This is a genomic window from Aetokthonos hydrillicola CCALA 1050 (assembly GCF_017591665.1).
In the GTDB taxonomy this organism is placed as follows: domain Bacteria; phylum Cyanobacteriota; class Cyanobacteriia; order Cyanobacteriales; family Nostocaceae; genus Aetokthonos; species Aetokthonos hydrillicola.
Map to the genome: position 1 here is coordinate 1 of NZ_JAAKGC010000137.1, position 11783 is coordinate 11783.

Below are 11783 nucleotides of genomic sequence, written 5' to 3' on the forward strand. Positions count from 1 at the left end.
AGCAGGTTCTCAGCAATCAATGTACCTGCCGCTTTCCCTTGTGCTGACCTTACTATGCTGGCTACATCGTCTACTTGTTCTTTGGTTTGGGAGCGCTTGCCCTTAGCTGAGTAAGTTGGTGCAGCCATTTGTTGAGTTTGAGCAACTACTAGCCCAGCTGGTTGTGATTCTTCCTGAACTTGCTCAACTGGTCCAGATGGATCTGGCACTGGATAGCCGTCCATCCGTCCGGTCTCTTTAATATGTTCGTGTAGCCCATCCATATAGACTATCTGATCGGGATACAAGTAAGCCTTTCCACTTTCCTTGTAGGTTGTGATTTGCAAGTACTTCATCCGGTCATACAGTTGAGCACGACCTATAGAATATTTTTGCAATAGTTGTGATATAGCAATTTTTTCACTCATTTCACTGTTTGTAAATGTATCCTGTATGGTGTCTGGTGAAATATCTTGATTGTCTGGTGGAATATCTTGATTGTATGGTGAGTTGTCTGCCATTTTTCACTCTCTTGTACACTGGACTGTATCCCATTGTACACCGGACTGTCCGGTGTACAGTATGGTGAAAGTTCTAATTGTCCGGTGAAGATTTTGATAAGTAGGAATGACTATAACTCGTTCCCAAGGTGATGCATGGGGAGTGAGTACACTTTGGTATCGCCTTTTTTACTGGGATGTTGTTTGCTTGCTTTAAATACATAAGTTCAGCTTATTAAAGCTACTTCATAATCCAAAGTTTTGATGGCTAACCCTCGCTTTCGCCTAAAGTGCTTTTTTTATGCTGGTAATGCCTGTCATAGAGAACGAGTCACATATCTTCTAAAAGATTTTGGTTTAACAGGAGTAAAAGGCTATATTATTTTTATGAAGCTCTAGTCACACAGTCCGAACAAAAATTCATCTACGAGAGCGCTTTTACGTACTCACCACATTTTTAATACAAGTTCTAACTACAAACTGTGACTAATACTCGTCTCATTGCAGTATTTAATCAAAGCGGTGGAGTAGCCAAGACAACGCTTACTCAAAATCTTGGCTACCATTTAGCGCAAAAGAAGCATCAAGTGCTGTTGGTTGACATGGATCCTCAAGCCAGTCTGACCAATTTTATGGGGATAGAACCAGAAGAACAAAAGAAGACGATCTACCATGCCATTATCGAGGAGGAACCGATCACTTTATATCCAGAAACAATTCATGGGATGAAGCTTGCTCCTAGCAATATCAATCTCAGCGTTGCTGAATTGCTTCTTCCTGGTGTCACAGCCCGTGAATATCGTTTGAGCGAAGCTCTTGATCCTATAAAGAGCGATTTTGACTTCATTTTAATTGACTGTCCTCCTAGCTTAGGGATATTGAGCATTTTGAGCCTAACAGCTGCGACTCATATCCTGGTTCCTATCCAGTGTCAATTCAAGTCATTTCTAGGAACTGACCTTTTATTAGATACTGTTGAAAGAGTTCATAAGAAATTGAACAAAGGTTTGCAGTTTGCCGGATTTGTTCCCACAATGCTGGATAATCGTACAGCACAGGAATCACGTACTGCTAAAGCGGTATCTGAGCAACTAGCAAAAATTGGTACTGTGTATCCGCCAATTCCTAAATCCATTGCCTTTGCAGATGCTTCAGAGCGTCGTATGCCATTGGCACTATTTGACAAATCTCACCCAGCAGTTAAAGTCCTCAAGACAATTACCAGTGGTTTGGAAAAACTAAAAGTCAAAGAAACATCGTGAGTAGCAAAAAAGATACACCCTACCCCCAACTCAAAAAACCTATTGACTTGTTATTTGGTGGAGAAACTTCTGAACCATTACCAGAAGAACAATCCTCTACCAATGAACTAGCAATAGCTCAAATTAAGCTTCCCCCGAATCAGGTAAGACGCTATTTCGATCCTCAAAAATTAGAAGAGCTATCACGCTCTATTCAAGAAGTAGGTATCCTGGAGCCGTTGCTTGTTCGTCCATCAAGAGAAGGTGACTATGAACTTATAGCAGGTGAGAGACGATTAAGGGCAGCGCAAATGGCAGGCTTAGAAAAAGTGCCTGTCATTGTTCGTCAAATGAGCGATGTGGCTGTCAAACAGGTACGTCTTATTGAAAACCTACAGCGTGAAGATTTAAACCCTTGGGAAGAAACTGAAGGAATTGTAGAACTACTATCTGTAAGGCTTTCTCTCAAGCATGATGAAGTTCCACGTCTGCTTTATCGGTTGCACAATGAGCAAAAGAAGATTAATAGCAGTAACAAGGCTACTGATTTGGAGCTTACCCATAACGTTATGGGTAAGGAAGATGAGGAAGAGGAGTCAGATTCAACTCTCAAAATTGTACAAGAGACATTTGCTGCCTTGGGGCGCATGAGTTGGGAATCCTTTGTGAAAAATCGCCTTCCTCTGCTCAATCTACCTGAAAAGATATTGGCAGCACTCTCACGAGGACAGATAGAGTATACCAAGGCTAAGTTAATTGCTCGTGTTAAGGATGAGCAAGCTCAAAAAGAACTATTGGATCTGGCGATCGCACAAAATTTATCCTTGTCTGAGATTCAGGAACAAATCAATGCTATTGCTGCTAAAAAGTCAGATTCTCCCGCACCCTCATTGAAATCTGAGTACAAAGAACTGAGCAAGCAGCTGGGAACATCTAAAGTGTGGGACAATCCCAAAAAACAGAAATCTTTAGAGAAACTGCTAGCTCAGATTAAAGCGCTGTTGTCAGAATAGAACGGATTAGTTGACCATTAGAGAATTTCTATCGCGTCATAGCGTGAAGAAGCTCTCTAAGATTCATCAACTTGTGAGTGAAAGCGAGACCGAGTATGACTTTGAATATATATAGCAAAAGCAAAAAACCTTAGCTAAATTCGAGGCAGATCAGTGTGGTCCTTAGATATGATCAGTCAAGTTCTTCCAAGTTTCTTCATCGACTTTACCACTTACAGATAACTTCTGAGCATCCTGCCACTTTTTCACAGCTTGTTCCGTAGATTGCTTAAAATTGGCATCGTAAAGTCTCTTGTCCAGAAACTGTTTCGCAATCAGAATCTTTTGCAAAAGCCTAACAGCTGAGCCTTTATCACCAAGTTTCAGTGGTGGTAGAGAAACTGTTGCAGTCGAGAGCGTAATTGCTTCTAGTTCGAGATCTTTGGCTTCATCATTGGAACTCATAATTGATTTCTCCTTCTTAAGTACAATGAGGGTAGATAAATCTTTGAGTTGTTCTTCAGTAGTTCTCCTCAACCTCTATATCTTTAAATTTAAGAAACTACTTTGAGGAATTTGTGAGGAAGTTGTACCGAAAAGTTTTGAAAGTTAAAGAAAGAAGAAAGTTTTCGAGCGACGTGAGCGGGACTTGCCAATACTCTATATAACCCCCATACATATCCTATGCAGGTGTTAATCTTGATGAAAAAGCTTTTCTGGATGTTGGGGTATGTTTGACCACTATATATACCCCAGACGTTGTTCAAATGCTTGATATACCGTTGTTTTTTGCACCGACATCTCTTGTGGAATGCGCCCATTCCCTTCGCAAACGCGATCGCTCTCCTTCACGCTGCTAGTTCTTGGGAAGATGAATTGTTATGTAGCAAATTGGTGAGCATCGGTATTAATGTTCACAATCCTCAAGATGTTAAGTTTTTTATCTGGCTCTCGGCAATAACTTAAAGAGCTTGTGGACAAATACATATTACATATGTAATACTAGATTTGGATTACAAATACTACAAACACTCAATGATACGCACAATCTCCTCAACCATTAGTAGCACGATCTATTGCCGACCCTACAGGGGTTCAGGCAGAGTAATCGTGCTGCTTTCGCTTGAGAGAACATACTTGTCCGTCACTCATAAATCTGGGAGTCGAGGAATTTATGAAGCGCTCACCCAAGTAGTCAGTGCTAGTTCCTTCCAACAGGCGAAACTTCCAGCACTGATTGCCTTCAGTACCAATCTAGTAGATCAACTTATCCAAAGCGGGAGGTGCAGATGTATTACAGCACCAATATAGGCAAGAACTATTACCTACCTAACCCCCGCCTCTGGAACTCAGAAGCGGGGGTTGTTTTTTGAGGACTAATTTACTTCAAACCTATTTACACACTGGAATACCGCGATTACATAGCACTGTCCTCTCATTCCTAAAAAAAAGTTTGTAGTATACCCTTGACACCTTATAATACATAATGTATTATAAATGTAGTGGAAGAAAACAGCCTCTCAAAAAGGCATAAGGTTAACACCTCTGAACCTTGAAAACTCAATAATTGCCACTAAACGTGGGGGTGTAGCTCAGCTTTGTTTGAGTGCCTGTCTGTCGAACAGGAAGTCGCGAGTACCCTTCGGGAAGCAAGCTACAAGCCTCGTCATCCCCGTTTATGGTGCCGTAGGCAAATTGATAAAGCCACAGGTCTTTCAAGCCTGGGTTTGCGGGTTCAACTCCCGTCGGCACTGCTTCATGGGTTGGTATCCAAGTCTGGTTGAAGGAAGCCGTCTGTAAAACGGATGCCCTTGTGCCTCGTAGGTTCAAATCCTACCCGACCCGTCATGGAGAGATCGCTTCGCTATTGGCAAGGCAAGCTGTTTGCGCTCACAGTCGTGGGATTCATCGTTCCACTGTGGGTTCAACTCCCTCTCTCTCCGCCTTTGAGAACGTGGTGTAACTGGATAACACGTCAGTTTACGAAACTGAAGAGTGAAGGTTCAAGTCCTTCCGTCCTCGCTTTATCCCCCGGTAACTCAGATGGTAGAGTGCCTGTTTGAAGAACAGGAGGTCATCCGTTCAACCCGGATCTGGGGGACTGGGACATTGCCCTATAGCTCAACTGGCAGAGCAGGCGGCTGTTAACCGCTTTGTTGTAGGTTCAAGTCCTACTGGGGCAGCCATTCATTGCCGAGTGGACGAATAGCAAGTCACCTGGCTCTGAACCAGGAGGGTGCAGGTGCGAATCCTGCCTCGGCATCTGCTCTTAGCCCTGTGGTGTAATTGGCAACATCCCTTGCTTTGAACGAGTCCTTCAAATCCTACCGCTCCTGCCAAATATGGGTCTGTAGCTTAATTGGTAAAGCATCTGCCTTGCAAGCAGAAAGATGTCGGTTCAAACCCGACCAGTATCCACTCATGGTGTCTGAAGCCAAAATGGTCGCGGCGCTGGTTTGACCGAACCAGTCAATAGCGGGTACCCTTCGGGAACGCTTACGCGAACAAGTCCCGTCGGACACCCCTTTAGGGAAGATGCTGCTAAATGGTCGGCAACCAGTCTTGAAAACTGGGGTGAGGTAACACTCAGGGGTTCGATTCCTCCATTTTCCGTTTTTCTACAAATGTTGCCCTCTTACTGTTTGCACTTGTTATTTTTGACAGTACTATCAATATTCATCTCGTCGATATTTTTTCAATTAATGCCCAACTTATACATTATTGGCGGTGCTAATGGTTCTGGTAAAACTACCGCAGCAGGGCAAATCCTCCCCTACTTTCTAGAAGTATTTGAATACGTCAATGCTGATGAGATTGCAACCGGACTTTCTCCTTTTAACCCTGAGTCAGTAGCTATTCAAGCTGGACGACTAAGTTTTCTGGAAGTTCCTTAATGAACTCTTTGCAGGGTTCCTTTCAAGTGGACGGCGGGTTGATTGGGTGTAAAGATATTGGTGTAAACAATTCCTTTTTCAAAATCCTCGACGTGAACCACTTCGGTCTTATCCGCTTCTGTCCAGTAAACCATGAAAACCTGTGGTCTGATCTTTATGGGGGTAATCTGAACGGTTTCGGAATAGCCTTTGAATTGACCTACCGTTCCCGTGAATGTTAGCTCGGTATCTGACTTGAAGTTAAGAAGAAAGACATAATCACCACCGAAATTCACTTTGTAAACGTGTCCAACAGCAGGGAAATCTCCCTCCTGAGCATCATTGAAATTCACTTGTGCTACTAAATTTGATGTTTTGGGTAATGCTTGAGCGATCCCACAGCTAAACAAGCTCAAGCCCAAACCAAAAGATACAAGCAGAGATTTAGCAAACATCATCTATCTCCATTAGTTATGAGCGGTGTTTGAAGACACATTTAAACCGATACACAGATTGACATCATCACACTGCTAATTCGTAACAGCGAATATAGTGGTCAAGTACTTTTACTGCACTGATTTTCTAGCAGATGTCTTTACGGCAACACACAAACTTTTAATTTTGTAGCAAATTTCACTTTGCTCAATCATTGATGAGCATATAGTGTTGTCTTTGTTTACGCTACTTCGTAAGTAATATCTTTACATTGGATTAAATTTTTGATAAAGTCTGCTTCTAAGAGCTTGACAGATTTTTGATAGCTCCCACTCTGCAATAACACAGATGCTAAAAACCAGATTATTCAAGAGCTTGGTATTTGGTCAAACAGTGTTTTGCGTCTTTCAACATTATTATCTGTACAACAATCCTAACTTTTATTGCAGAAATTTGTGAAATAGGGCGATAGCAACGCTGACGGCTGCTCTCCGTATCACACGTCTTCAGCCCAGGACAACAGCGAAACCTTCCTCATGACAAACATGATGCCCCAAACCCCAGACAACAATAGGCATACTTGGGAGGGTTTAGAGGTGTATTGTCGTCAGTTAGCAAGACAGGGCAAGGAACTCTACATTATTGCTGGTACATACGGTAGCCAAGGTACACTTAAAGGTCAGGTCACGATTCCGAGCGTCAACTTGGAAGGTGGTTGTGGTATTAGACCGCCCTGGTGCTAGTGTGACTGCTAATACTCGTGTTATTGCGGTGAATGTGCCTAACCAGCAAGGGATTAACTATGACTGGAGGGCTTATAGGGTTAGTGTGAAGACGTTGGAAGGGTTGACGGGGTATCATTTTTTTGATGGTGTCAAGACGGAACACATAGATAAACTTGATTTAAACCCATTAGTAGATTAAAGCCCCACAGAGGATGGGCAAGACTCATCATCTGCGATAACAACTGAGGTGTTTGCAAAATGATTCTCAGTTAGAGTTAGCATATAAACAAGTAGCGATCTGCCTTGAACCCGTTCAACTTAATCCCGAAATTATGTTCAAACTGCATAGTTTGGGGTTAATCAAAATCATTCGCAATGATTGCATTCCTAGTTGTGACTTATACCGTCAGTACTTCTCATCAGATCCACCTCACGCTCATCGCATTGCTCCCAACCTATTGTGTCATGTCAATCTTACCTACTTTCTAAATCTTATGCAGTTCATTGTTCTGACTGGTGTCGTGATTTATATCCTACTGGGACTCTTTTTATCAGACTATCAGACGAGTTTAACTTGTCGTCGTCCACAAAACTTTTGCCAACTCTCAAATAAAAGGATCATCGGGTTAAAAACCGAAAAATTTCCGCTTAAGAGTCTTATCAGCGCAGAGGCAGTAGGAGATGCAGATAGAGTACCTGGTGTGATCTTGAAAACTTCTCAGGGTGAGAAAATGATGGTTTCTACATTTTTAGGTGAGGCAGACGAAGCGGCGATCGCGGTGAATACCTTCATCTCCAATCCTCAACAGGAATTGCTACAAGTCAAGCGATCAAACTTCATCACAGCACTATGGGTACTGATACAGGCGATAGCTGCTGTGTTCATATTGTTACAATTCTTCAAGAGGACTTGACACAGAAATACTAATAGTATCAATAAGAGCTAGTTATCAGATGAGTGTGGAGATGGCGTAAGCAAAGCGCTGTCTTTGGGGCAGATCTCCTCTAGAATAAGTCTAAAAACTAAGAAAAAGAAACCAGATTTTTGTTTTCTTTTTCCATTAACCGTAAACTAATAATTACAGGAGATAAAGCGATATTCGCTCGCTTGTGGCGATCGCTTCGCGTGACAAAGAGTAAATCACACACACGACCATGAATGTACAGCTTGTTAACTCCCTTGTGGAAGTGGTACTAAACCTCTCTCCCGAAGACCAGAAACTTTTTCAATCTAGCCTCCAGACCAGGCAGATTGCCGCCAATAGAGAAAACCAACCACAAGATCAAATTACTGCGCTACGAACATCGTCTGAATCTGCATCCATTCTGACCCAAGCTTTAGCAGAGCATCAGTCTCGCAAAAATGGCTCAGAGAATTAGATTCCCCTTTACTGAAAGTGACCCACGCATGGGAGCGCGAGCGTGCCTTTGCTTACATTCCCATGAAGCTAACCCATCAAAGTCCTTCCCTTGAGCTTGTTGGTCTACTTGATACCGGAGAACCGCGTCAACGTTTTGCCCCCAACAGAATTCTACTTAAGCTGCCCGAAAGTCTTTCAGTCGTCCTTCGACTCGCTCATACTCGTCTTCGAGTAACCAAAGTTTTGCCTCTTCATAAGAATCACTGGAAAACACCACTTGGTAATTCTGAGTAGGATCGTAAATGGAACTCCTTCCTTGAGTGTCGCTCAGTAAAATCAGAACGTAAGGAGGCGATGCTGTTGGATCTACCCACAGTTCTGTAAACGCCCAATTATCAGCTAGGTTTTGTGCGAGGGATGACATGATACTTGTTTCCTTTAACTTTCATTTCAGCGTAATATAATGGGATTTTACTGCCATCAATACTGACACGATATCCCACAGGGGAAGCAAAGTATAATCCGTAGCGTTCGTGTCCACGAACAACTCCTGTGAACTCTCCTTTTTCTATGATTGCTTGAGTAACTGCTTTCATCGTTGCTTCATCATTAAATATATGAACACTACCTTCTTTTTGAAGAAGCTGCACCATTTGTGGAGTGTCTGGTAGGTGTTTGGCAATGTGTTTGGTGTCGAGAGTTAGTTCACGGTCGATTAGGCTCATTTGATGATGAAAGCGCGTTGTCCAAAACAAGGACGCAAACAATATATATTTTAATATTTTTAATATAAATATATATATTAGTTTGTGTCCGTTTTAAGGATGGGTGTAAAAAGAATGACGCATTCTCGCTCACTCGCAAGCAAATATGAAGCATCTTTTTTTCGATGCCCAATTAAAGTGAAATATGCTGGTTAATTAATTCGGTTGTAACCCCAACCATTCATACCAAGGCATCGCAAACCCAAGCCTATCTATTACCTTAAGTACACCATCACCAGCGCTATCAAACAAGTCTCGGATCAAACCTTTTTCCTTTGCTTCACAAAGCTTTTGTAATTGCTGTTGGGTTGGCTGTTGTCCTGGCTGTTTGGGAGCGTAAGCACTAGCATTCTCTAACTTTTCTGGTGATGGACGGTTGTTAGGCTTCTTGTCATTCTTCATAGCATTAATCAGCATCCCGAACAGCCTTTCCCTCTCTAATTTGTTTTGACTCTCTAACCATTCTGCTGTGTCTACACACCATGCAAGCGCATTGTTAAAGTGAGTATCTCCTTTCCAGTTACGTTTTATACTGTCTTTAAACCCTGTCTCTATTGGAATACGAAGCTGTAATTTTATCTGAGTCATTACATCACTGAGTTCATCTATCTCTATTTCTTCCAGTTCTACCGATGTGTCAAATGTTCTAGTAATGGGTGTTGTAGGTGCTGTAACAGGGGTAGAGACTTTATTTTCAATGCTTTTAGGCGACCCAAATTCAACATGTGAGAATCCTTCAGCTAGCTTCCTTCCAATGTTCGCCAGCATTTCCAACAGCATGAGGGGGACTTTGCTGAATGCGATCGCTCTCCCCACCACAGATTGTGCCGTTAATCCCTCCTCATCCATCTGTCGTTGAATCTCTACCCCTATTTCCTGATCATAAATCGGAGGTACCTGAGCATAACGGCTCCCATCTGGGTTACTCCTCCAGATGCTTGGGGTATCGGTTTCAGGGTAGTCCGTATTATGGACTACCCCCTGAATGCTAGCTAGTTGCGGTTCATTTCCTACTTCCTCAGTACCTTGTATTCCTGGAAACTCTACAACTTTCTTTGTACGGATGTCCGTTTTACGGACTACTGGCTCTGGTAGCCACTCCTCGACTGGTTTAAACGAATATTCAGTGCTGGTTCCTGGGCGCTCGTTTTTTTCTAGGATGTTCTGCTCAACTGCTTGGTTTAGACCCTTCAAGATGGTTTTTCTGTCGCACCCCGTTCTAGCAGCTACATTGTCAGCCGACTCGGTGAAGGTGTTACCTGAAATTGTACGATACAACACTTGGTTTAGGGTGAATGATTCCACTAGTGTGGGCTTGGCTTCAACTACCTTGCACAATCTGTATAGTGCTGCGTCTTTCAGTTCTGGTGGGAGGCTTTGTATCCATTCAATGGTGATGCAAGAGTGCGAGTGCTGCTCAATCTGTTCTTTTGTTAGCTCTGGTAAAACGCATAGGTATGAAAAATCAGCCCGTGTGTTTGGTGCAGCAGGGGTATCTGGTATAGTTTGAGTAGTCATGAACTACAAAGTGGTTCGTGGAACTGCCCCCAGCGCCTGTCTCGGAAACAATCACTGGGGGCTTTGCTTTGTCATGACATTTAGACTAACATAAGACGTACAAATTGATCTACAAAAAACAAAACCCGCCTAACCTTTGGCGGGCTTTTCTTTCAATGTTTCTAGGACGCGACTGCGCCATTGCCTGAGAGATTCGTTTTCCACTCTCAGGCTGCTGATTCCCCCAGAAGTTGCTGCTTGAGTAATGCAATTTCACCCCCAAATTCCTGCTTAAGTTCCTTTTTAATCTCCTCTCTTAATCCCTGCTTGAGTTCCTCCAATTCCTGATTCTTGACTGATACACCTAAATAGCCATCAATTAGCTCCAAAAGTACTTCAGAGGCGCTTTTGCCTTCCTGCTTAACCTTTTTCATAAAAGCGTCTTTTTTCGCGGTATTAACCCGCACCATTATCCGATTGTCTGCGTTCATAACGAGCGTTTTTGCCTATGTGCTTGTTTTAAGTTATCAATCTATGCCTGGTCATGACAACTGTACTAACAATATAACTCTGTTACCTAAAGAAGTCACCAGAATTTTGTTCGTACATTTGTATTGACATATGTGCATCATTTCGTCTACACTAGATCCAACAAACAAAACACTAATGCGACCGCCCAACCCTGAGAAAGTTTGCGATCGCATTAGTGAATCCCGTTTATTTACAGGTCTTTTCCAACTATGTTACAAGAATACACCACATTCACTCCTATTGACGAGCAAACCACAGCCCAAGCTGAACTTGATTCACACATCGAAGCTCAAGCCCAAGAGATAGCCCCTGAACCAGAAATCCAATTCATAGATCTAGACGGCTTCTACACCTATGAAGCACAACTCGCAGGTCAAGTGATTGCTACCATTACCCATGACTGCGAAGACTTCGTAACTCAGCCTTGGGTTGTTATGGTGGGAGAAGTGGAAGTTCACCGCGCTGACACCTGGGCAAATTGCGCCAACTACATTCAATGGCACTATAAGCAAGGAACACTCGCTAAGTTAAGAACCACATCACTTGAAAAACTTCTAGATAAACCATTTGATGAGTTAAGCACCCTTGATTGGCAACGACTGAAAGACTACGAACCGCATAGCGCGGAATTGCTAGCCGCTTAAGGCTTCTTGGGGTGGGCGAGTCCCACCCTAAAAATCTTCTTTCACGTTGGACAACACAAGCAATGCAAGAACTCATCAAAGCCTTAATTAAGGCGAAATCCGAATTTTCTAACATCCAAAAAGACCGAGTTAACCCTCACTTCAAGCACAAATACGCCACCTTAGACGCTGTATTGGATGCTGTTACCCCTGCACTTGGTAAACATGGACTAGCAGTTGTTCAAACCACTGCTCTAGAAAG

At 42.8% G+C, this 11783-nt stretch carries 16 protein-coding genes and 10 tRNA genes; 19 read left to right on the forward strand and 7 right to left on the reverse strand.

Features of this window, described 5'->3' with window-relative positions:
* The coding region (locus G4P69_RS33015) for a hypothetical protein (RefSeq protein ID WP_208354065.1) at positions 1-500 on the reverse strand (500 nt) is incomplete at its 3' end.
* Positions 501-961: 461 nt separating this feature from the next.
* Between G4P69_RS33015 and G4P69_RS33020 the strand changes: the two genes are divergently transcribed.
* Together G4P69_RS33020 and G4P69_RS33025 are read left to right on the forward strand one after the other, a co-directional pair.
* Positions 962-1741 carry a ParA family protein gene (locus G4P69_RS33020; RefSeq protein WP_208344201.1) on the forward strand — a complete coding sequence of 260 codons (780 nt, stop codon included), beginning with the start codon at positions 962-964 and terminating at the stop codon, positions 1739-1741.
* Complete coding sequence (locus G4P69_RS33025) at positions 1738-2733, forward strand: ParB/RepB/Spo0J family partition protein (protein WP_208344200.1); 996 nt, start codon at positions 1738-1740, stop codon at positions 2731-2733. The genes G4P69_RS33020 and G4P69_RS33025 overlap by 4 nt, the downstream gene beginning before the upstream one ends.
* 162 nt (positions 2734-2895) lie before the next feature.
* Here G4P69_RS33025 and G4P69_RS33030 read toward each other — a convergent pair whose 3' ends face one another.
* Positions 2896-3177 carry a peptidoglycan-binding domain-containing protein gene (locus G4P69_RS33030; protein ID WP_208344199.1) on the reverse strand — a complete coding sequence of 94 codons (282 nt, stop codon included), beginning with the start codon at positions 3175-3177 and terminating at the stop codon, positions 2896-2898.
* Positions 3178-4293: 1116 nt separating this feature from the next.
* Between G4P69_RS33030 and G4P69_RS33035 the strand changes: the two genes are divergently transcribed.
* From G4P69_RS33035 to G4P69_RS33085, 11 genes are all read left to right on the forward strand, one after another.
* A tRNA-Asp gene (locus G4P69_RS33035) sits at positions 4294-4387 on the forward strand.
* Between the two features lie 5 nt (positions 4388-4392).
* A tRNA-Glu gene (locus tag G4P69_RS33040) sits at positions 4393-4466 on the forward strand.
* A 6-nt stretch (positions 4467-4472) separates the two neighbouring features.
* Positions 4473-4557: transfer RNA gene (locus G4P69_RS33045), tRNA-Tyr, on the forward strand.
* Positions 4558-4561: 4 nt separating this feature from the next.
* Positions 4562-4655: transfer RNA gene (locus tag G4P69_RS33050), tRNA-Arg, on the forward strand.
* Between the two features lie 5 nt (positions 4656-4660).
* Positions 4661-4734 (forward strand) — tRNA-Arg (locus G4P69_RS33055).
* A gap of 6 nt (positions 4735-4740) precedes the next feature.
* Positions 4741-4813: transfer RNA gene (locus tag G4P69_RS33060), tRNA-Phe, on the forward strand.
* A 9-nt stretch (positions 4814-4822) separates the two neighbouring features.
* A tRNA-Asn gene (locus tag G4P69_RS33065) sits at positions 4823-4898 on the forward strand.
* Positions 4899-4903: 5 nt separating this feature from the next.
* Positions 4904-4975: transfer RNA gene (locus tag G4P69_RS33070), tRNA-Gln, on the forward strand.
* 81 nt (positions 4976-5056) lie between these two features.
* A tRNA-Ala gene (locus G4P69_RS33075) sits at positions 5057-5130 on the forward strand.
* 112 nt (positions 5131-5242) lie between these two features.
* Positions 5243-5325: transfer RNA gene (locus tag G4P69_RS33080), tRNA-Ser, on the forward strand.
* Between the two features lie 89 nt (positions 5326-5414).
* A complete protein-coding gene (locus G4P69_RS33085) occupies positions 5415-5606 on the forward strand; it encodes a hypothetical protein (protein WP_208344204.1) in 192 nt (63 codons plus the stop codon).
* Here G4P69_RS33085 and G4P69_RS33090 read toward each other — a convergent pair.
* Positions 5603-6043 (reverse strand): MoaF-related domain-containing protein, encoded by a 441-nt coding sequence (locus G4P69_RS33090; protein WP_208344198.1) that lies wholly within the window; start codon positions 6041-6043, stop codon positions 5603-5605. The two genes, G4P69_RS33085 and G4P69_RS33090, sit on opposite strands and share 4 nt — an antisense overlap.
* Before the next feature lie 513 nt (positions 6044-6556).
* Between G4P69_RS33090 and G4P69_RS40755 the strand changes: the two genes are divergently transcribed.
* From G4P69_RS40755 to G4P69_RS33105, 4 genes are all read left to right on the forward strand, one after another.
* Positions 6557-6763, forward strand: a complete 207-nt coding sequence (locus tag G4P69_RS40755) for a DNA/RNA non-specific endonuclease (protein WP_390693682.1) — start codon at positions 6557-6559, stop codon at positions 6761-6763.
* On the forward strand, positions 6738-6944 hold the full coding sequence (locus G4P69_RS40760; protein ID WP_390693684.1) for a DNA/RNA non-specific endonuclease: 207 nt from the start codon (positions 6738-6740) through the stop codon (positions 6942-6944). Before G4P69_RS40755 ends, G4P69_RS40760 begins: the two co-directional genes overlap by 26 nt.
* 52 nt (positions 6945-6996) lie before the next feature.
* Complete coding sequence (locus tag G4P69_RS33100) at positions 6997-7659, forward strand: AAA-like domain-containing protein (RefSeq protein ID WP_208344197.1); 663 nt, start codon at positions 6997-6999, stop codon at positions 7657-7659.
* A 241-nt stretch (positions 7660-7900) separates the two neighbouring features.
* Positions 7901-8125 (forward strand): hypothetical protein, encoded by a 225-nt coding sequence (locus tag G4P69_RS33105; RefSeq protein WP_208344205.1) that lies wholly within the window; start codon positions 7901-7903, stop codon positions 8123-8125.
* A 156-nt stretch (positions 8126-8281) separates the two neighbouring features.
* Here the strand turns inward: G4P69_RS33105 and G4P69_RS33110 are convergent, their stop codons facing one another.
* From G4P69_RS33110 to G4P69_RS33125, 4 genes are all read right to left on the reverse strand, one after another.
* On the reverse strand, positions 8282-8530 hold the full coding sequence (locus tag G4P69_RS33110; RefSeq protein WP_208344196.1) for a hypothetical protein: 249 nt from the start codon (positions 8528-8530) through the stop codon (positions 8282-8284).
* The gene (locus G4P69_RS33115; RefSeq protein WP_208344195.1) at positions 8502-8831 is read right to left on the reverse strand and encodes a DUF6972 family protein; all 330 of its coding nucleotides are present in this window, start codon (positions 8829-8831) and stop codon (positions 8502-8504) included. The genes G4P69_RS33110 and G4P69_RS33115 overlap by 29 nt, the downstream gene beginning before the upstream one ends.
* Before the next feature lie 195 nt (positions 8832-9026).
* Positions 9027-10388 carry a hypothetical protein gene (locus G4P69_RS33120; RefSeq protein ID WP_208344194.1) on the reverse strand — a complete coding sequence of 454 codons (1362 nt, stop codon included), beginning with the start codon at positions 10386-10388 and terminating at the stop codon, positions 9027-9029.
* A gap of 206 nt (positions 10389-10594) precedes the next feature.
* The gene (locus G4P69_RS33125; protein WP_208344193.1) at positions 10595-10858 is read right to left on the reverse strand and encodes a hypothetical protein; all 264 of its coding nucleotides are present in this window, start codon (positions 10856-10858) and stop codon (positions 10595-10597) included.
* 249 nt (positions 10859-11107) lie between these two features.
* Between G4P69_RS33125 and G4P69_RS33130 the strand changes: the two genes are divergently transcribed.
* The gene (locus G4P69_RS33130) at positions 11108-11542 is read left to right on the forward strand and encodes a hypothetical protein (RefSeq protein WP_208344192.1); all 435 of its coding nucleotides are present in this window, start codon (positions 11108-11110) and stop codon (positions 11540-11542) included.
* Positions 11543-11604: 62 nt separating this feature from the next.
* Positions 11605-11783, forward strand: a 179-nt coding sequence (locus G4P69_RS33135; protein WP_208354069.1) for an ERF family protein, incomplete at its 3' end; no start/stop codon positions are given.